At 66.7% G+C, this 17,558-nt stretch carries 18 protein-coding genes and 2 tRNA genes; 9 read left to right on the top strand and 11 right to left on the bottom strand.

The annotated features are described in order from the left end of the window. Positions 1-104: 104 nt before the first annotated feature. The 4 genes from KBW98_RS16230 to KBW98_RS16215 all read right to left on the bottom strand — a co-directional run bounded on the left by KBW98_RS16230 (position 105) and on the right by KBW98_RS16215 (position 3,918). Positions 105-662, bottom strand: coding sequence for a porin family protein (locus KBW98_RS16230; RefSeq protein WP_211521189.1), 558 nt, complete (start codon positions 660-662; stop codon positions 105-107). Between the two features lie 147 nt (positions 663-809). After that, positions 810-1,334: a hypothetical protein gene (locus KBW98_RS16225; protein WP_211521188.1), complete on the bottom strand. Its 525-nt coding sequence runs from the start codon at positions 1,332-1,334 to the stop codon at positions 810-812. A 20-nt stretch (positions 1,335-1,354) separates the two neighbouring features. Further along, the gene (gene ybaL / locus KBW98_RS16220) at positions 1,355-3,049 is read right to left on the bottom strand and encodes a YbaL family putative K(+) efflux transporter (RefSeq protein ID WP_211521187.1); all 1,695 of its coding nucleotides are present in this window, start codon (positions 3,047-3,049) and stop codon (positions 1,355-1,357) included. Between the two features lie 233 nt (positions 3,050-3,282). Beyond that, positions 3,283-3,918 carry a TetR/AcrR family transcriptional regulator gene (locus tag KBW98_RS16215; protein WP_211521186.1) on the bottom strand — a complete coding sequence of 212 codons (636 nt, stop codon included), beginning with the start codon at positions 3,916-3,918 and terminating at the stop codon, positions 3,283-3,285. 94 nt (positions 3,919-4,012) lie between these two features. Between KBW98_RS16215 and KBW98_RS16210 the strand changes: the two genes are divergently transcribed. From KBW98_RS16210 to KBW98_RS16185, 6 genes are all read left to right on the top strand, one after another. Then, positions 4,013-5,194 (top strand): lipid-transfer protein, encoded by a 1,182-nt coding sequence (locus KBW98_RS16210; RefSeq protein WP_211521185.1) that lies wholly within the window; start codon positions 4,013-4,015, stop codon positions 5,192-5,194. Between the two features lie 10 nt (positions 5,195-5,204). After that, positions 5,205-6,347, top strand: a complete 1,143-nt coding sequence (locus KBW98_RS16205) for an acyl-CoA dehydrogenase family protein (RefSeq protein ID WP_229429234.1) — start codon at positions 5,205-5,207, stop codon at positions 6,345-6,347. Positions 6,348-6,362: 15 nt separating this feature from the next. Beyond that, the gene (locus KBW98_RS16200) at positions 6,363-7,511 is read left to right on the top strand and encodes a CaiB/BaiF CoA-transferase family protein (protein ID WP_211521184.1); all 1,149 of its coding nucleotides are present in this window, start codon (positions 6,363-6,365) and stop codon (positions 7,509-7,511) included. A gap of 41 nt (positions 7,512-7,552) precedes the next feature. Further along, complete coding sequence (locus KBW98_RS16195) at positions 7,553-8,842, top strand: DUF445 domain-containing protein (RefSeq protein WP_211521183.1); 1,290 nt, start codon at positions 7,553-7,555, stop codon at positions 8,840-8,842. A 27-nt stretch (positions 8,843-8,869) separates the two neighbouring features. Beyond that, positions 8,870-9,184 (top strand): putative signal transducing protein, encoded by a 315-nt coding sequence (locus tag KBW98_RS16190; RefSeq protein WP_211521182.1) that lies wholly within the window; start codon positions 8,870-8,872, stop codon positions 9,182-9,184. Positions 9,185-9,275: 91 nt separating this feature from the next. Continuing rightward, the gene (locus KBW98_RS16185; RefSeq protein WP_036215215.1) at positions 9,276-9,434 is read left to right on the top strand and encodes a hypothetical protein; all 159 of its coding nucleotides are present in this window, start codon (positions 9,276-9,278) and stop codon (positions 9,432-9,434) included. Positions 9,435-9,492: 58 nt separating this feature from the next. On the opposite strand, the gene KBW98_RS16180 is transcribed toward KBW98_RS16185, so the two are convergent. Next, positions 9,493-9,858 carry a MerR family transcriptional regulator gene (locus KBW98_RS16180; RefSeq protein ID WP_229429233.1) on the bottom strand — a complete coding sequence of 122 codons (366 nt, stop codon included), beginning with the start codon at positions 9,856-9,858 and terminating at the stop codon, positions 9,493-9,495. 74 nt (positions 9,859-9,932) lie between these two features. On the opposite strand from KBW98_RS16180, the gene KBW98_RS16175 reads away from it, so the two are divergent. Then, positions 9,933-10,370 (top strand): hypothetical protein, encoded by a 438-nt coding sequence (locus KBW98_RS16175; RefSeq protein ID WP_211521181.1) that lies wholly within the window; start codon positions 9,933-9,935, stop codon positions 10,368-10,370. A 15-nt stretch (positions 10,371-10,385) separates the two neighbouring features. Then, positions 10,386-11,519 carry a M12 family metallopeptidase gene (locus tag KBW98_RS16170; protein WP_211521180.1) on the top strand — a complete coding sequence of 378 codons (1,134 nt, stop codon included), beginning with the start codon at positions 10,386-10,388 and terminating at the stop codon, positions 11,517-11,519. Between the two features lie 95 nt (positions 11,520-11,614). On the opposite strand, the gene KBW98_RS16165 is transcribed toward KBW98_RS16170, so the two are convergent. From KBW98_RS16165 to KBW98_RS16140, 6 genes are all read right to left on the bottom strand, one after another. Next, a tRNA-Met gene (locus KBW98_RS16165) sits at positions 11,615-11,691 on the bottom strand. Positions 11,692-11,760: 69 nt separating this feature from the next. Continuing rightward, positions 11,761-11,837 (bottom strand) — tRNA-Met (locus KBW98_RS16160). Positions 11,838-11,948: 111 nt separating this feature from the next. Next, on the bottom strand, positions 11,949-12,515 hold the full coding sequence (locus KBW98_RS16155) for a septal ring lytic transglycosylase RlpA family protein (protein ID WP_211521179.1): 567 nt from the start codon (positions 12,513-12,515) through the stop codon (positions 11,949-11,951). A gap of 143 nt (positions 12,516-12,658) precedes the next feature. Then, positions 12,659-13,615 (bottom strand): tRNA (adenosine(37)-N6)-dimethylallyltransferase MiaA, encoded by a 957-nt coding sequence (gene miaA / locus KBW98_RS16150; protein WP_373888960.1) that lies wholly within the window; start codon positions 13,613-13,615, stop codon positions 12,659-12,661. Further along, positions 13,612-15,516: a DNA mismatch repair endonuclease MutL gene (gene mutL, locus KBW98_RS16145; RefSeq protein WP_211521178.1), complete on the bottom strand. Its 1,905-nt coding sequence runs from the start codon at positions 15,514-15,516 to the stop codon at positions 13,612-13,614. Before mutL ends, miaA begins: the two co-directional genes overlap by 4 nt. Before the next feature lie 186 nt (positions 15,517-15,702). Then, entirely contained in the window at positions 15,703-16,626 is a 924-nt protein-coding gene (locus tag KBW98_RS16140; RefSeq protein ID WP_211521177.1) for a peptidylprolyl isomerase, read from the bottom strand. Positions 16,627-16,800: 174 nt separating this feature from the next. Here KBW98_RS16140 and KBW98_RS16135 point away from each other — a divergent pair, with 174 nt between their 5' ends. Continuing rightward, positions 16,801-17,445 (top strand): VTT domain-containing protein, encoded by a 645-nt coding sequence (locus KBW98_RS16135; protein ID WP_211521176.1) that lies wholly within the window; start codon positions 16,801-16,803, stop codon positions 17,443-17,445. The last annotated feature ends 113 nt before the right edge of the window (positions 17,446-17,558 follow it).

Below are 17,558 nucleotides of genomic sequence, written 5' to 3'. Positions count from 1 at the left end.
TTTTTTTTCCCCCCCCCCCCGGGGGGGGGGGGGGGGCCGCCCCCCCCCCCGACGCGGTGATCGTTGGCGGAACATTCATCCGGCCGGTCCCGGCACGGCAGCGCCTAGAATCCCACCTTCAGCCCGACGCCCCACTGCCTGTCCTCGGCGCCGTAGCGCTTTTCCTTGCCGTAGTGCTCGAATTCGAGCGTCAAGGCCACGTTCTCGGTCAGCCTGGCCTCGGCGCCCAGCGCCGCATACACGCCGTTGTCGGTGTCCTTGCCGTGCCAGCCCATGGAGTCGGTCAGCTTGCGCTGGCTGTGTGCGAGGCCGAGCTTGCCGTAGGCGGCGAAGCGCTCGCCGATCGGCATGCTGTACTTGGCGGCGACGTAGGAGCCATAGCCCTTGGTGCGGTAGGACTCGCTCTGGCCGTCCGGCCAGGCGAAGTAGTGGTAATCCCTGCCGCCGTAGCGGCTGAAGCCCGCCTCGACGCCCCAGTTCCGGCTGAACTCGTAGCCGCCGAAGAGCTTGAGGTCGCTCTTGTTGCTGCCCTCGACATGGTCGGCCAGGATCAGGCTGGCGCCGGCATAGGCCCGGGCGACAGGGACGGACGAGGTTTCTTGCGCCCGGGCCGGTCCGAGGATCGCCAGGCCGACGCCCAGCGTGCAAATCAGTTTTTTCATGCTTGTCCTTGAGTGTGTTGGCCGCGATTCGCCCGAATCGCGGTGCAAGGACATTAAGCGCATGTCACATATGACAAGATTTACTAATCTGCAATTACTGTAACGAAATGTTAGCTTGGGGAACATTCTCCCGTACTGCATAAGTGCCTAGCTCGCCGAGCGCCGAAGCCGTTCTTGCTTGAGCTGCTCGTAGGAGACGCCGGTGATGCGCTCGCCATCCCCCGGCACCTCGCCATCCTTGTGTTCCTGGATGCTGAACGGCGCTGCGACGGCCTCGGGTTCCAGCACCTTGCCGGCGCACAGGATGTCCAGCACATAGCCTTCCTGTGCATGGCGCAGGATCTCGAATTCGGTGCAGGGAAAGCGCCGGCCGGGGATGCCCTCGTCGGGATCCTCGACCTCGAATTCGTACAGGTATTGTCCGCTCAGGAACAGGACGCTGCCGTCCGCCAGCGCGATGTAGTAGTGCGAGCCCTCGTCTTCCAGCTCCTCGACCGCAAACGCGCGGACGGCATGGAACTTCTGCCTGAGAAGCAGGCCTTCGCTGTCGAGCCTGGCGATGCAGCTGGCCAGGTCCTCCGCCTGCTGTCGCGGCACGAGGCGGCGCAGGCAGACCGCCAGGACGCCCAGCACCGCCAGGGTGGCGAGAAGGGGAAGGAGCGGATGGTCCAAGGCGCCGGTCCCGGAATCGCTCAATGCGCGGCCGGGGCGCGCAGGGTATCGACCACATGCCGGATCATGCTGCCGGCCAGTTCCTCCTCGCCCACGAAGACCTTGCCGCCCGTATCCTCGCGCAGCAGCTCGGCCTCGCGCTCGTTATGGGTGCGCACCACGCACTGCACCGAGGGGTTGAGCGCCTTGGCGATCTCGACCATCTTGCGCACGTGGAAGGTGTCCGGGGTGGCGATCACCAGCATCGCGGCGCGCGCGATGTGGGCCTGGATCAGCACCGCCGGCTCGGCCGCATTGCCGACCACCGACGGGATGCCGCGTCCGCGCAGCTGCTCGACGATCTCGCGGTTCTGCTCGGCCACCACGAAGTGCACGCCGCGCGCCACCAGGTCGTCGGCGATGCGGCGGCCAACGCGCCCGAAGCCCACCAGCACCACCTGGCCGCTGAGTTTTTCGTGCGCCGTTTCCATCGGCAGCTCGGCCAGCGGGTCGGTGGAGCGCTCCAGCTTGCGCGCCAGGTCGGACTTGGAGCGCAGCCAGCTGTCCAGCGGCGCCACGGCCTTGAACAGCAGCGGGTTGACGGCGATCGAGATGATGGCGCCGGCCAGGATCAGGTTCTGGCCCAGCTCCGGCAGCAGGCCGAGCGACATGCCCAGCGCGGCCAGGATGAAGGAGAACTCGCCGATCTGGGCCAGGCTGGCCGAGACCGTGATCGCGGTGTTCAGCGGGTAGCGCAGCGCCAGCACCAGGATGAAGGCGGCCAGCGACTTGCCGAACAGGACGATGGCGACCACGGCCAGCACGTGCAGCGGGTACTCGACCAGCACCATCGGGTCGAACAGCATGCCGACCGAGACGAAGAACAATACCGAGAACGCGTCGCGCAGCGGCAGCGATTCCTCGGCCGCGCGGTGGCTCAGCTCGGACTCGCGCAGCACCATGCCGGCGAAGAAGGCGCCCAGCGCGAAAGACACGCCGAACAGGTGCGAGGAGGCGTAGGCGATGCCGACCGCGGCCGCGATCACGGCCAGGGTGAACAGCTCGCGCGAATTGGTCTTGGCCACGCGCCACAGGAACCAGGGGAAGACCTTGCGCCCGACGATCAGCATGAAGGCGACGAAGGCGCCCACCTGCAGCAGGGTCTTGCCCAGCGCCGGCCACAGCTCGGCGCCGGCTTCGCCCTTGCCGCCCAGGGGGCCGGCCAGGGCCGGCAGCATCACCAGCACCAGCACCGTCACCAGGTCCTCGACCACCAGCCAGCCGACGGCGATGCGGCCGTTGAGCGAATCCAGGATGCCGCGCGACTCCAGCGCGCGCAGCAGCACCACGGTGCTGGCCACCGACAGCGCCAGGCCGAACACCAGCCCCGCGCCCAGGCTCCAGCCCCACCAGTGGGCCAGGCCGATGCCCATGGCCGTGGCGACCGCGATCTGCAGCAGGGCGCCGGGCAGGGCGATGCCTTTCACTTCGAGCAGGTCGCGCATCGAGAAGTGCAGGCCGACACCGAACATCAGCAGCATCACACCAATTTCGGCAAGCTGGGAGGCGAGGGCGACGTCGGCGACGAAGCCCGGCGTAGCCGGGCCGATGAATACGCCGGCGGCAAGATAGCCGACCAGGGCCGGAAGATTGAGGCGCACGGCCAGCATGCCGAAGAGCAAGCCGAAGCCGAGTGCGGCGGCAATGGTGGTGATCAGGCTGAGTTCATGGTGCATCCGAGGGGGCTCCTTGTTGGGTTGAGATCCCTAGGAGTATAAGCGACTGGGTCGGATGCGCTGTTTTTTAGATCAGAGTAGGGTCCGCGGTACGCGTAGGAACTTGGGTTCCCGCCTTCGCGGGAATGACGGTGTTTCGGTTAGCGGCTCACGAAAATAATTGTGGCTTGCGGCCTTTGAACGTCATTCCCGCGAAGGCGGGAACCCAAGTTTGCAAGCAGGCCGTTAGCGTCTCAAGGCACCGTCGCCAACGCCAGCACCACCTTCCGCACCGCCCCCCTGACCGCCTCGTACTGCTCCGGCCGCTCCCTGCGATCCAGCCGGAACAGCATCAGCCCCTCGATCTGCGCCACCATCAGGACCGCGCGCTGCATGTACTCCTCGTCGGAGATGTCCGGATGCAGCCCCCGGATCAGCCCGTAGATCGCCTTGCGCTCGCGCCCCAGCATCTTGCCCATCAAATCCGACGCGAAAGGATGGCGCGAGGCCAGCGCCCAGATCTCGAAGAACACGGCGTGGGTCACGGGATCGGTGATCTCTTCCAGGAACATGTCGACCGTGGTCAGGAAGCGCTCGACCTGCGGCCGGCCGATCATGCCGAGGGCGATCGAATCCATCTTGGCCTGGAACACGTCCATGGTGTAGAGCAGCAGCGCCTCGACCAGCACGTCCTTGCTGCCATAGTAGTGCTGCACGTTCGACAGGCTCATGCCCACTTCCTGGGCCACGCGCCGCATCGACAAGCCGGCGTAGCCTTCGCTGGCCAACAGCTCTCTCGCCGCGTGCAGGATGTCCTGGGCGCGTCCCATGCCTTTTTCCGTGGTGCCGGAGGGCTTGGCGCGCAGGGCGCCGTCGAGTGTCAGAGTCATGGCAGGCATTATCGCATGTGGGATACAAAAAATAGTACGGTTGACCTATAATCAGGAAATTATAGGTCGAGCGACCTAATCCAAGGAGACCAGGATGAGCCGGAAGGTATATGTGACGGGCGTGGGCATGATCCCCTTCGCCAAGCCGGGCGCCAGCAGCCCCTACCATGAGATGGGCGCGCAGGCCGCGCGCGCGGCGCTGGACGACGCCGGGCTGGCCTATGACGAGGTCGAGCAGGCCTATGCCGGCTACGTGTACGGCGATTCGACCAGCGGCCAGAAAGCCCTGTACCAGCTGGGCATGACCGGCATCCCCATCATCAACGTCAACAACAACTGTTCGACCGGTTCGACCGCGCTTTACCTGGCGCGCCAGGCCATCGAGAGCGGCGCCGCCGAGTGCGTGCTGGCGCTGGGCTTCGAGCAGATGAACCCGGGCGCCCTGGGCTCGGTCTTCACCGACCGCCCGACCCCCTTCGACGCCTTCGACGAAGTCACCGACCGCCTGGTCGGCAAGCCCGAGATCCCGCTGGCGCTGCGCTACTTCGGTGGCGCCGGCCTGGCCCACATGGACAAGTACGGCACCCCGCTGGAAGCCTTCGCGCGCATCCGCGCCAAGGCCAGCCGCCATGCCGCCAACAATCCGCTGGCCCTGCTCCGCAAGGAAGTCAGCACCCAGGACGTGCTGGACGCGCCCGCGATCTGGCCCGGCGTGATGACCCGCCTGATGGCCTGCCCGCCCACCTGCGGCGCGGCCGCCGCGCTGCTGGTGTCGGAAGACTTCGCGCGCCGCCACAAGCTGCGCACCGATGTGTATATCGCCGGCCAGGCCATGACCACCGACCGTCCGGGCACCTTCGATTCGAACGACATGATGCGCGTGGTCGGCTACGACATGAGCCGCGCCGCGGCGCGCAAGGTCTACGAACAGGCCGGCGTCGCGCCCGAGGACCTCGACGTGGTCGAGCTGCACGACTGCTTCGCGCACAATGAACTGATCACCTACGAAGCCCTGGGCCTGTGCTCGGAAGGCGGCGCCGACAAGTTCATCCGCGAAGGCGGCAACACCTACGGCGGGCAGGTGGTCACCAACCCGTCCGGCGGCCTGCTGTCGAAGGGCCACCCGCTCGGCGCCACCGGCCTGGCCCAGTGCTTCGAACTGACCCACCAGCTGCGCGGCAGCGCCGGCGCGCGCCAGGTCGAAGGCGCGCGTGTGGCCCTGCAGCACAACCTGGGCCTGGGCGGCGCCTGCGTCGTCACCCTCTACCGCAACTGAAAGAAGGCGCATGGAAACCACGTCCCCATGGATGAATGAAGAACTGCAGGCCTTCCGCGACGCCGTGCGCCGCTTCGTGGAGGGCGAGATCGTGCCGCACCAGGAGACCTGGCGCAAGCAGCAGCACGTCGACCGCGGCCTGTGGCGCAAGGCCGGCGAACTGGGCCTGCTTGGCGCCGACATTCCCGAGGAATACGGCGGCGCCGGCGGCAGCTTCGCCCACATGGCGGTGGTGTTCGAAGAGCTGTCCTACGGCGGCGACACCGCCTTCGGCATCCACGTGCACGCCATCGTCGAGCACTACCTGCTGAACCAGGGCACCGAGGAACAGAAGCGCAAATATCTTCCGCGGCTGGCGAGCGGCGAGATGATCGCGGCCATCGCCATGTCCGAGCCGGGCGCCGGCTCCGACCTGAAAGGCATCCGCACCACGGCGCGCAAGACCCCTGAGGGCTACAGGCTGAACGGCTCCAAGACCTTCATCTCGAACGGCTACCTGGCCGACCTGATCCTGGTGGTGGCCAAGACCGACCCGGCGGCCGGGGCCAAGGGCGTGTCGCTGATGCTGCTCGAGACGAAGGACAATCCGGGCTTCCGCGTCGGCCGCATCCTCGAGAAGGTGGGGCAGAAGGGCCAGGACACCTGCGAGCTGTTCTTCGACGAGGCCCATGTCGCGCTCGACAATGTGCTGGGCGGCGAGGAAGGGCGCGGCTTCGCCCAGCTGATGACCGAGCTGCCCTACGAGCGCACCATCCTGGGCGTGTGCGGCGTGGCCGCCATCGAGAGGGCGCTGCGCCTGACGCTCGAGCACACGCGCGAGCGCAAGGCCTTCGGCCAGCTTCTCATCGAGATGCAGAACACCCGTTTCGTGCTGGCCGAGATCAAGACCGAGGCGACCATCGCCCGCGTCTTCATCGACCGCTGCATCGAGGACATGCTGGCCGGGCGCATGGACACGGTCCAGGCCTCGATGGCCAAGTGGTGGATATCTGACCTGCAGTGCAAGGTGGTCGACCAGTGCGTGCAGCTGTTCGGCGGCTATGGCTACATGCTGGAGTATCCGATCGCGCAGATGTACGTGGACGCGCGCGTACAGCGCATCTATGGCGGCGCGAACGAGATCATGAAAGAGATCATCGCCCGTTCGCTGTAACGACAAGGAGAAGGCATGCCTGGACCGCTGCAGGGCGTCAAGATCATCGAGATGGTGGGGATCGGGCCTTGCCCCTTCGCCGCCATGATGCTGGCCGACATGGGGGCGGAAGTCATCCGCATCGACCGCAAGAGCGCACCGGGGGAGGGGAATCCCTATCCCACCCTGGGCACCAGGTACGACGTCATGGCGCGCGGCCGGCGCACCCTGGCGCTGGACCTGAAACAGGCCGCCGGACGCGAAGCCTTGCTGCAGCTGGTGGAACGCGCCGACGTGCTGCTCGAAGGCTACCGTCCCGGCGTGATGGAGCGCCTGGGCCTGGGGCCGGACATCCTGCTGGCGCGCAATCCGAAGCTGGTGATGGGAAGAGTCACCGGCTGGGGCCAGGACGGCCCGCTGGCCTATGCGGCGGGGCACGACATCAACTACGTGGCGCTGTCCGGCATGCTGCATGCGATGGGGCGCAAGGACGGTCCGCCGGCGCCGCCCCTGAACCTGGTCGGCGACTTCGGCGGCGGCGGCATGCTGCTGGCCTTCGGCGTGCTGTGCGCGGTGCTGGAAGCGCGCCAGTCCGGCAAGGGGCAGGTGGTGGACGCCGCCATGACGGATGGCGCCGCCCTGCTGGGCGCGATGATGTATGGCCTGCGCGCCCACGGCATGTGGGGCGACCGGCGCGAGACCAACATGCTGGACGGCGGCGCGCCTTTCTACGACACCTATGCCTGCCTGGACGGCAAGTTCGTCGCCGTCGGCGCCATCGAGCCGCAGTTCTACGCGCGCCTGCTGGAACTGGCGGGCGCCGACGATCCCGATTTCCGCCAGCAGTGGCGCCAGGACCGCTGGCCCGAACTCAAGGGCAAGTTCGCCGCGCTGTTCGCGACCCGCACGCGCGACGCCTGGTGCCGCCTGCTGGAAGGCAGCGATGCGTGCTTCGCGCCGGTGCTCGACATGGCCGAGGCGCCGCGCCATCCGCACAACGCGGCGCGCGCCACCTTCGTCGAGGTCGAGGGCGTGACCCAGCCGGCGCCGGCGCCGCGCTTCAGCCGCACCCCGGCCGCCGTGCCCGCGGCGGTCGTCCCGGCCGGCGAGGGCGCCGCCATCCTCGCCGACTGGGGCCTGGAACGGGCGGCAATCGAAGCGCTGCGCGAGGGGCAAGTCATATAGCATAGGCGGCGTGAGCTCGACAAGGAAAGCGAACGCCTCCCATGCACGCCAGTAGTACAGCAAGCAGCAAGCACGACGAACTGCGCCAGTCCAAGATGCTCGCCCTCGGCTTCTTCGTGGGCGCGGCCGCGCTGTTCGTGCTGACCCTGTTCCTGCCGCCGAACTGGTGGACCGGCCTGCTGCGCGCCTTTTCCGAGGCGGCCATGGTCGGCGCCCTGGCCGACTGGTTCGCGGTGGTGGCCCTGTTCAGGCGGGTGCCGATTCCCTTCGTGTCGCGCCACACGGCCATCATCCCCAGCAACAAGGCGCGCATCGCCGACAACCTGGCCCTGTTCGTGCGCGAGAAATTCCTCGACACCGATTCCATCGTCGGCCTGATCCAGCGCCACGACCCGGTAAAGAAGGTGGCCGAATGGCTGGCCAAGCCGGCCAATACGGAACTGATGGGCGGCTACCTGGTACGCGCCGCCACCTGGATGCTCGACTTCATCGAGGACGCGGCGGTGCAGGGCTTCATCAGCCGCGCCGTGCACGGCATGGTGCGCAGCGTCGACCTGTCGCAGTCGGCCGGCGCCATCCTGGAAAGCCTGACCCGCGGGCGGCGCCACCAGGAACTGCTGGACGAAGGTATCCGCCAGCTGGCGCGCCTGCTCGACAACCCGGACACGCAAGCCACCATCGCCGACGGCATCGTCGACTGGCTCAAGGAGGAATACGCCTTCATCGAGCGCATGCTGCCTTCGGAGCTGATCGGCCGCAAGGGCGCCGACATCGCGGTGCGGCTCGCGGCCGGCATCCTCGGCAAGGTGGCGGCCGACCCGCAACACCCGCTGCGCCAGCGTTTCGACGACTACGCCAGCGAATTCATCGAGCGCCTCAAGGGCGATCCGGCCTTCCTGGAAAAGGCCGAGGAAATCAAGCGCTATCTGCTGGAAGACGAAAAACTCAATGGCTACCTGAAGGCGCTGTGGGACGACCTCAAGGCCTGGCTCAAGCGCGACCTGCACAGCGAGGATTCCAGCCTGCGCCGCCGCATCGTGGCCATGGGCGCCTGGGTCGGCAAGGTGCTGGCCGAGGACCCGCAGCTGCGCCAGTCGCTGCACGAGAACCTGGAATCGGCCGCGCGCGGCGCGGCGCCCGAATTCGCGGGCTACCTGACCCGCCACATCGCCGATACGGTCAAGCACTGGGACGATCGCGAGATGTCGGAGCAGATCGAACTCAACATCGGCAAGGACCTGCAGTACATTCGCATCAACGGCACCATCGTGGGCGGCCTGATCGGCGTGACCCTCTACCTGCTGTCGCAATTGCCCGTATTGTTGCGTTAAGATGGGCCCAATCCTCAGGAGCGCCTCATGGAACAGCTAGCACTGAATGCCTGGCTCGCCGCCCACCCGGACGTGGAACAGATCCCTGGGCGCGACTTGTTCATCGTCGCGCGCTACATGGTGCCGCTCGACGCCACCCTGGCCCAGGGCTGCCTGGTGGCGGCCGGCGTGCCGGCGGTGCTGGCCGACGCCCACCTGATGCAGGCCGACCTGCTGCTGGCGCCCGCGCTGGGCGGGGTACGCGTGCTGGTGCCGCAGGAACACCTGCCGCACGCGCACGCCGTGCTGGAGGGCCTGGCGCGCGGCGACTACGCCCTCGACGACGACCGCACCTACGGCTGAGTAGATCGTCCGTATAAGTGGGCTGGCGCACAAAAAACAGGCAGCCGGGAGGTTAAGCTTCGCCCATCATTCGTATGAAAGGAGGGCCATCATGCCTCAAGGAGATAAATCGTCGTACACCGACAAGCAGAAGCGCCAGGTCAAGCATATCGAGGAAGGCTACGAGAAGAAGGGTGTCGGCAAGAAGGAAGCCGAGCGCCGGGCCTGGGCCACCGAGAACAAGATCTCGGGCGGCGGCAAGAAACATTGAGTAATCGGGATATTTTCACGTAGGGTCGGCGGCTTCGCCGCCGACGCGTTCAAGCTGCTTATGCCGGCCCCGCCGCCAGCGGACACACCAGCCTGATCCTCTCCAGCAGCCCCGTCTTCAAGGCCTGCAGCTCCGCGATCCGCAGGTCGATCGCCTCCACCTTCTCCGCCAGCAGTTGCGCAATCGCCTGCTCCGGCTCCCGCGCCTCCCACAGCGCCGGCAAATTCTCCCCGATCTCCGCCAGGCTGAAGCCCAGCTTCTGCGCCATCCGGATATATCCGACCAGCTGCGCCGTCTCCGGCGCGTACTGCCGATAGCCGTTCTCCCCACGCAGCGCCCGGATCAGCCCGCGCTTCTCGTAGAAGCGCAAGGTATCGCAGCTGACCCCGGCCGCCTCGGCAAGCTGCCCGATCTTCATGTTCATCCCTTCCAAAAAGCGCTTGACCCTGGAGTGTACTCCAGGCTTTAGCCTGTGTTTTTCATCGAGAGGAGAACCGCATGATTTCCCAGTCCCGCTACCTGAAGCTGGTCCGCCTGAGCGCCTGGTACGACCTGTTCGTGACCGCCGGCTTCGCCACGCCCTGGACCTTCGCCCTGGTCCACGGGGCCCTGGCGGCGCTGGCGCAAGGATCCGGACTGCCGGGCAGCCTGCCGCCCTTCGAACCCGCCCACATGCTGATGGCCAACCTGCTCGGCTCGGTGGTGGTGGTGTGGTCGCTGCTGCGCCTGCGCGCCACGCAGGCCCTGTACGGCCGCTACGATGCGCTGGCCCGCTTCCTGTTCGCCGCCTGGCAGCTGTACGCGGTCGCGCACGGCGCCACCTGGCTGATCCTGGGCTTCACGGTGGCCGAGCTGGCCTTCGGCATCGCCCAGCTGCTGCCGCTGCGGAACCAAAGCCGCGTCGTCCGGGTCGATCCCATACCGGACAAGTGTTAAGAACAGGAGGACATCATGGCGGCAACAAGGGAAGCAGGCGAGGCGGCGTGGACGGAGGGCGAGGGGCGGCAGTTCTGTTCCCTGCACCCGGTACCGAGGCGTATCTTTCCGGCCGGCGTCACGCCGATGCGCGAGCGTCTCATCAACCTCTTCGGCAACAAATGGGTCACCGGCACGGTCCTGCACTACACCTTCTTCGACCGCGACACCGATGGCGAGAACGTCGTGCTCGACAACGGACAAACCGCCTTCGTGCCCTGGCGCGGTTCCGAAGGCGAAAAGCAGGTGGTGCGCAGCGCCTTCGAGGTCTGGGCCCAGCAGGGCATCGGCGTCCGCTTCGAGGAAGTGAGCGAGCGCGAGGAGGCCGAGATCCGCATCGGCTTCATGCGCGGCGACGGCGCCTGGTCCTGGCTGGGCCGGGAAATCCTGGACCACGCCAGCCCCAACGAGCGCACCATGAACTTCGGCTGGAACATCGCCGCGCCCGGCGAGCTCGATACGGCCATCCACGAGATCGGCCATACGCTGGGCTTCCCGCACGAGCACCAGAATCCCAAGGCCGGCATCGAATGGGACGAGGAAGCGGTCTACCAGGACCTGGCCAGGCCGCCCAACGAATGGGACCGCGACAAGACCTGGTGGAACATCATCCGCAAGCTCGATCCCGGCGAGGTGGAGGGCACGACCTGGGACGCGGACTCGGTCATGCACTATCCCTTCAAGCGCGGCCTGATCAGGAAGCCGGAAGCATTCTTCGTAAACGGTCTGCAGCCGGCGGGCGGGCTGTCGGAAAAGGACCGCAACTGGGTCAGGACCCTGTATCCGCCGACCGACGACGCCTCCGCACCGCTGCTGCGGCCGGCGCAATCGGTGCTGGTCGAGCTGGCGCCCGGCCAGCAGCGCGATTTCCGCGTCGCGCCCCAGGAAACCCGCTTCTACGACTTCCGCACCTTCGGGGCTTCCGATTCGGTGATGGTGCTGTTCGAGAACGACAATGGCCAGCTGCGCTACCGCACCGGCGACGACGACAGCGGCGAAGACCTGAACGCGAGTTTCCGCATCAAGCTGTTCAAGGGACGCCAGTACGTGCTGCGGATCAGGATGTACCACAGCGACCGCCGCGACCAGACCGCCGTCATGATGTGGTGAATGGGGTGAATGGGGTGAATGTGGTGAATGTGTGAAGGGAGCGAAAACAAGAAAGCCGCCGGTCCCTGGGGGGAGCGGCGGCTTCCTGTTGAAACTGGTGGTGATAGGTGGACTTGAACCACCGACCCCAGCATTATGAGTGCTGTGCTCTAACCAGCTGAGCTATATCACCGGAAAACCGGGTGCGGCAAGAAGCAAAAATGGCTCGACTCGGGGAGTCAAGCCATTCGCTTGGAATTCTTGGTGGTGATAGGTGGACTTGAACCACCGACCCCAGCATTATGAGTGCTGTGCTCTAACCAGCTGAGCTATATCACCGCAACGGCAGGCATTATCGCGGCTGCCTCGTCCCCTGTCAAGGTTCGATCTTGTGCCGTGGTGCAAAAATGCGTCGCCTCAGGGCACGAAGAGAACCAGCATACCCGAAATTCACGGAAGCAGGAGCTCGACTTCCAGGTCCGCGCTGCCCTTGCCGGCATAGCCGAGCCGCATCGCGGCCGCATAGGACAGGTCGATGATGCGGTCGTGCAGGAAAGGACCGCGGTCGTTCAGGCGCACCACCACGCTCTTGCCGTTCTCCAGGTTGGTGACGCGGGCGTAGGAGGGCAGCGGCAGGGTCGGATGGGCGGCGGTCAGCTGCATCATGTCGTAGGGCTCGCCGATCGAGCCCTTCTTGCCGTGGTAGCGGGTGCCGTACCAGGAGCCGCGGCCGCGCTGCTTGAAGGGCGCCAGCTCGGTCATCGGCGTGAACGTCTTGCCGAGCACCTCGTACGGGCGCTTGGCCCACTTGCTCAGCGGCTCGCGCTTCGGCACCGGCTCGGGGATGGCGTCGACCATCTCCTGGGTGATGCCCTTCATCGGGCCGTCGTTCAGGTAATACTTCGACGGCATGGCCGTCGAGCCGCCCTTCGGGGCGACGGTGGGCGTGCTCGAACAGGCGGCGAGCAGGGCGGCGGTCGCGGCGAGGGCGCCGTAGCGGAGGAAAGAAGTCGTCATGCGGAAGGCGGTGGCGCGCCACCGTGTTGCTGGTCAGCGCGGGATGCTAAAGGATTGATACACATTACCACAGGAAATTTACATTTAGAAAAACCTGTGGCGCGCATCCCACGGCAAACCACTTATCGGCGCGGTAGCCGCTGTCACCTGGACAAGCTTGCCAAATGCGCAAGCATGGCCGGCGCCGGGTCCGGTCCCAGGCAGTCGAGGACGATCCGCTGCGGCATCGCGCGCAGCCAGGTGAGCTGGCGCTTGGCCAGCTGGCGCGTGGCGACGATGCCGGTGTCGCGCAGCCCGGCGCGGTCGATCTGGCCATCCAGGTATTCCCAGGCCTGGCGGTAGCCGACGCAGCGCATCGAGGGCAGGGCCGGGTGCAGGTCGCCGCGCGCGCGCAGGCGCTGTACTTCGGCCACCAGGCCGGTGTCGTCGCTGGCGCCCAGCATCTGGTCGAAACGCAGTGCGATGCGCCCGTGCAGCACGGCGCGGTCGGAGGGTTCGAGGGCGAAGGAGAGCAGCTCGAAGGGCAGCTCGGGCTTGGCGCGGCGCGCCAGCAGTTCCGACATCGGCTTGCCGCTCAGTTCGATGATCTCAAGGGCGCGGTTGATGCGCTGGGCGTCGTTCGGCGCCAGGCGCGCGGCCGTGACCGGATCGAGCGCCGCCAGCCTGGCGTGCATGCCGGGCCAGCCGATGCGCGCGGCGTCTTCCTCGATCGCGGCGCGCACTTGCGGGTCGGCGGTCGGCAGGTCGTCCAGGCCGTCGGTCAGGCCCTTGAAATACATCATGGTGCCGCCCACCAGCAGCGGCAGATTGCCGCGTGCCTGGATCTCGCCCACCAGGCGGATGGTGTCGGCGCTGAACTGGGCCACCGAATAGGACTCGAGCGGGTCGAGGATGTCGATCAGGTGGTGCGGCGCGCTGGCCAGTTCCTCGGCCGTGGGCTTGGCGGTGCCGATGTCCATCTCGCGGTAGACCAGCGCCGAATCGACCGAGATGATCTCCACTGGATGCTCGCGCGCGATCGCCAGCGCCGCGGCGGTCTTGCCGGACGCGGTCGGGCCCATGATGGCCACCGCCATCGGTTTCTTCGCGTTTGCCATCATTGGCCGCGCAGGAAGAGCTTGTCGAGCGCGGCGATCTCGAGCTGGACCCAGGTGGGGCGGCCGTGGTTGCACTGGTCGGCGCGCTCGGTGCTTTCCATCTGGCGCAGCAGGGCGTTCATTTCCGGCGTGCTGAGGATGCGGTTGGCGCGCACCGCCGTGTGGCAGGCGAGCGTGCCCAGCAGCTCGTTGCGGCGTTCCACCAGCACCCGCGAGCCGCCGTATTCGCGCACGTCGCGCAGCACGTCGCGCGCCAGGGTCTGGGCGTCGGCATTCTTCAGCAGCGAAGGCACCGAGCGCACCGCCAGGGTGGTGGGCGACAGCGCGGCGATGTCGAAGCCGAGCGCCTTGAGCGTGTCCTGGTGGTCCTGGGCGGTCGCCACCTCGACCGCGTCGGCATAGAAGGTGACGGGGATCAGCATCGCCTGCACCTGCATCTCTTCCTGGCCGTCGAGGCGCGCATCCAGCGCCTGCTTGAGCTGCTCGTAGAGGATGCGCTCGTGCGCCGCGTGCATGTCGACCAGCACCAGGCCCTTGGTGTTCTGGGCCAGGATGTAGATGCCGTGCAGCTGGGCCAAGGCGAAGCCGAGCGGGAAGTCCTCGTTCGACAGGGGACGCTCCGACGCCGACAGCGGCACGGTAGCCGGGGACTGGGCGGGCGCCGCCGGCCGTGCGCTCTCGTTGGCGGCGAACAGCGCGCCATAGGCTTCGGTGCTTTGCGTCACGCCCGCGCGCGGCTCGTCCCAGCGGCTGCCGGGTGCAAAGGGCGAAGGCGAGAAGGTCGGCGCCAGCTGGGATCCGAAGGAAGTCTGCTCGTGCGGGCGCGGCTGCCAGACCGGGGTGCCGCTGGGCTTGATTTCGGCCGCGCTGATCGGCGCCGGCGCGCTGCCGTGGGCGGTGGCCGAGGTCTGGGCCAGGGTGCGCTGCACCGCGTGGAACACGAACTGGTGCACGGCGCGGCTGTCGCGGAAGCGCACCTCGATCTTGGACGGGTGCACGTTGACATCGACTAGGGCCGGATCGAGTTCGAGCGCCAGCACATAGGACGGGAAGCGGTCGCCGTGCAGCACGTCCTGGTAGGCCGCGCGCACCGCGTGCACCAGCAGCTTGTCGCGCACGAAGCGCCCGTTCACATAGAAGAACTGGCCGTCGGCGCGCGCCTTGGAGGCGGTCGGCAGGCCGACGTAGCCGTGCAGGCGCAGCGGGCCGGCCGATTCGTCCAGCGCCAGGCGCGCCTCGGCGAAGTCGCCGCCCAGGATCTGGGCGCTGCGTTTAGCGGGCTCGCTCACGTTCCAGTGGTCGATGGTGCGGCCGTTGTGGGTGAGGCTGAAGGACACGTCCGGCCGCGCCAGCGCGATGCGGCGCACGACTTCGGCACAGTGCGCGTATTCGGTCTGTTCCGACTTGAGGAACTTGCGCCGCGCCGGGGTGTTGAAGTACAGGTCCTGCACGTCGATGGTGGTGCCGAAGGCGCCGGACGAGGGTGAGACGGCGCCGTGGTGCGAGCCGACGATCTCGTAGGCATGCGGCGAACCGGCGGTGCGCGAGGTGACGCGCACCGAGGCCACCGCCGCGATCGAGGCCAGCGCCTCGCCGCGGAAGCCCAGGGTGGACACGTTCTCGAGGTCGGTCAGCGAGGCGATTTTCGAGGTGGCATGGCGGGCCAGGGCCAGCGGCAATTCCTCGGGCGGGATGCCGCGCCCGTTGTCGGTGATGGCGATGCGCTTGACCCCGCCTTCTTCCAGGCGCACGGTGATCTGGGTCGAGCCCGCGTCGAGCGCGTTTTCCAGCAATTCCTTGACCACGGCCGAAGGCCGCTCGACCACTTCTCCTGCGGCGATCTGGGAGATGAGCTGGTCGGGGAGTTGCTGGATGGGGCGGAAAGTCAGGGCGGGGGCGTTCATGTGCCGATTATATCGCGGCGTGCTTGATGCGGATCAGGCTCGGCGGTAAAAGGGGAGGGTTGTGGTCTGCTTGCAAACTTGGATCCCGGCCTTCGCCGGGATGACGTTGTTTGAGTTTACCAATAACCTGAAGACCGTCGTTCCGGCGAAGGCCGGAACCCAAGTTTGTTCGCAAACCGTGAACGCTTACTTCTGCTCGCGCACCGGAATCGGCACATTACATAAATCAATCCGCCCTGCCGCCACCTTGGTCCACGGCCCGCCGCGATTGCGCTGCGCCTCGATCACCGCCTGGAACGACGCGCTATCCGTGCGCATCACCTCGAACTTGCTGCGCTCGTTCTCGGGCAAATCGGCCGCCATGCGCACCTTGGCGATCGGCGTGCGCTGCTCGGGCTTCTCGTAGAAGCCGGCCGCCCCCGTCCCGCGGGGCATCACGGTCAGCAGCGGCATGCCGTGCACGACCCGTCCCACCACCGTGATGTTGCGGTCCAGGTGGCGCGGCGCGTGGCCGATCACGGTGTACAGCTGCGAGCCGTTGCCGGTGTCGGCGCCGTTGTCGCGCGCCACGCCCACCATGCCGTAGCAGTGCGGCAGCCAGGTCTCGCCCGTGGCCGGGTCGCGCGCCGCCGGGAAGCCGTTGGCGTGGCCGACCTGGGGCGCATACACGTCCGGTTCCTTCAGGCGGGTGAAGGCGCCGGCGCCCTTGATCGGCACGGTGAACTCGGCCTTGACCGTCTTGGGCGCCTTGAAGGGCTTCGGATTCTCCTCGTCCGGGTCGCCCCACTGCACCACGAAGCCGTCCTGGGCGCGCATGACGAACAGGCCGTCGAAGTAGTTCTCGCGCACCAGGGCGCGGATGTTGGCGGCCGTGTTGGGGGCGAAGGCGGGCGCCAGCTCGACGATCACGCGGCCGGCCGGCAGCTCGATGTACATGGTGTTCTCGGGATCGAGCGGGCGCCATTCGGCGGGCTTGGAAGCCTTGACCACGTCCGCCACCGAGGGCTTGGGCGGCAGTTCCTTGGGCGCCTTGGCCGGGGCGGCGAACACGCTTGCCGTGGCCAGCAGGGCCAGGGCAAGCGTGGAACGGTGGGCGGTCGTCAATACCATGCTGGGGTCTCCTGGTCGCGGTCGATGCCGCTTGTTGTCGGGTATCGCCGGATTGTAATCCGGAATGCTGATAAAGCAGCAAGTCTTGCCCTGGAAATCAAGGCGGAGCCGGTCCCGCCCCCATGTTTGACAAGCGACTAATGGTATGATGCGAGGCTACCCTTTAGGAAAATTATGGATCTGATGCAATTCTTCGACATGATCCTGCATGTCGATAAGACGCTGGGCACCTTGCTGGCCCAGTACGGCACCTACGTCTACATCGTGCTGTTCGCCATCGTGTTCTGCGAGACGGGCCTGGTGGTCCTGTTCTTCTTCCCTGGGGATACCCTGCTGTTCATCGCCGGCGCCTTCTGCGCCACCGGCCAGATGAACTATCCGCTGCTGATGGCGCTGCTCATGATCGCGGCCATCACGGGCAATACCTTGAACTACTACATCGGCGAGGCTGTCGGCCACCGCATGTTCACGCACAACTACCGCTGGATCAACAAGGATGCGCTGACCCGCACCCACGAGTTCTTCGAGAAGCACGGCGGCAAGACCATCATCCTGGCCCGCTTCGTGCCGGTGGTGCGCACCTTCGCGCCTTTCGTCGCGGGCGTGTCGGACATGACGAGCGCACGCTTCCAGATGTACAACATCACCGGCGCGGTCCTGTGGGTGGCCAGCCTGGTCACCGGCGGCTACTTCTTCGGCAACATCCCGATCATCCGCGACCACCTGACCGAGATCGTGCTGGTGGGCGTGAGCGCGGCCGTGGTCCCGCTGGCGATCGGCGGGCTGTACAAGTTCAGCCGGCGCGTGCTCAGCCGCTGATTGGCAAGCTTGCTAGCATCCTGGACAAGGCCGCAGATTCTGCGGCTTTGTTGCTTCAGCGCACTCAAGTTTGGGGCCATTCGCGCCGATAAGGGAGGAGTAAGCCCACTCAT

This window comes from Massilia sp. ST3 (assembly GCF_018119405.1).
Lineage (GTDB): Bacteria > Pseudomonadota > Gammaproteobacteria > Burkholderiales > Burkholderiaceae_D > Telluria.
Note: the sequence above shows the minus strand (reverse complement) of the source record. Positions and strands in the feature narration are given on the sequence as shown.

Bases quoted from the DNA above. Each gene is read 5' to 3' on its own strand.
- mutL (WP_211521178.1), bottom strand. From the start codon at position 15,516: ATGAACGCCCCCGCCCTGACTTTCCGCCCCATCCAGCAACTCCCCGAC.
- KBW98_RS16200 (WP_211521184.1), top strand. From the start codon at position 6,363: ATGCCTGGACCGCTGCAGGGCGTCAAGATCATCGAGATGGTGGGGATC.
- KBW98_RS16175 (WP_211521181.1), top strand. From the start codon at position 9,933: ATGATTTCCCAGTCCCGCTACCTGAAGCTGGTCCGCCTGAGCGCCTGG.
- KBW98_RS16140 (WP_211521177.1), bottom strand. From the start codon at position 16,626: ATGGTATTGACGACCGCCCACCGTTCCACGCTTGCCCTGGCCCTGCTG.
- KBW98_RS16180 (WP_229429233.1), bottom strand. From the start codon at position 9,858: ATGAACATGAAGATCGGGCAGCTTGCCGAGGCGGCCGGGGTCAGCTGC.
- KBW98_RS16195 (WP_211521183.1), top strand. From the start codon at position 7,553: ATGCACGCCAGTAGTACAGCAAGCAGCAAGCACGACGAACTGCGCCAG.
- KBW98_RS16155 (WP_211521179.1), bottom strand. From the start codon at position 12,515: ATGACGACTTCTTTCCTCCGCTACGGCGCCCTCGCCGCGACCGCCGCC.
- KBW98_RS16205 (WP_229429234.1), top strand. From the start codon at position 5,205: ATGGAAACCACGTCCCCATGGATGAATGAAGAACTGCAGGCCTTCCGC.
- ybaL (WP_211521187.1), bottom strand. From the start codon at position 3,049: ATGCACCATGAACTCAGCCTGATCACCACCATTGCCGCCGCACTCGGC.
- KBW98_RS16210 (WP_211521185.1), top strand. From the start codon at position 4,013: ATGAGCCGGAAGGTATATGTGACGGGCGTGGGCATGATCCCCTTCGCC.
- KBW98_RS16230 (WP_211521189.1), bottom strand. From the start codon at position 662: ATGAAAAAACTGATTTGCACGCTGGGCGTCGGCCTGGCGATCCTCGGA.
- KBW98_RS16185 (WP_036215215.1), top strand. From the start codon at position 9,276: ATGCCTCAAGGAGATAAATCGTCGTACACCGACAAGCAGAAGCGCCAG.
- KBW98_RS16215 (WP_211521186.1), bottom strand. From the start codon at position 3,918: ATGACTCTGACACTCGACGGCGCCCTGCGCGCCAAGCCCTCCGGCACC.
- KBW98_RS16170 (WP_211521180.1), top strand. From the start codon at position 10,386: ATGGCGGCAACAAGGGAAGCAGGCGAGGCGGCGTGGACGGAGGGCGAG.
- KBW98_RS16190 (WP_211521182.1), top strand. From the start codon at position 8,870: ATGGAACAGCTAGCACTGAATGCCTGGCTCGCCGCCCACCCGGACGTG.
- miaA (WP_373888960.1), bottom strand. From the start codon at position 13,615: ATGATGGCAAACGCGAAGAAACCGATGGCGGTGGCCATCATGGGCCCG.
- KBW98_RS16135 (WP_211521176.1), top strand. From the start codon at position 16,801: ATGGATCTGATGCAATTCTTCGACATGATCCTGCATGTCGATAAGACG.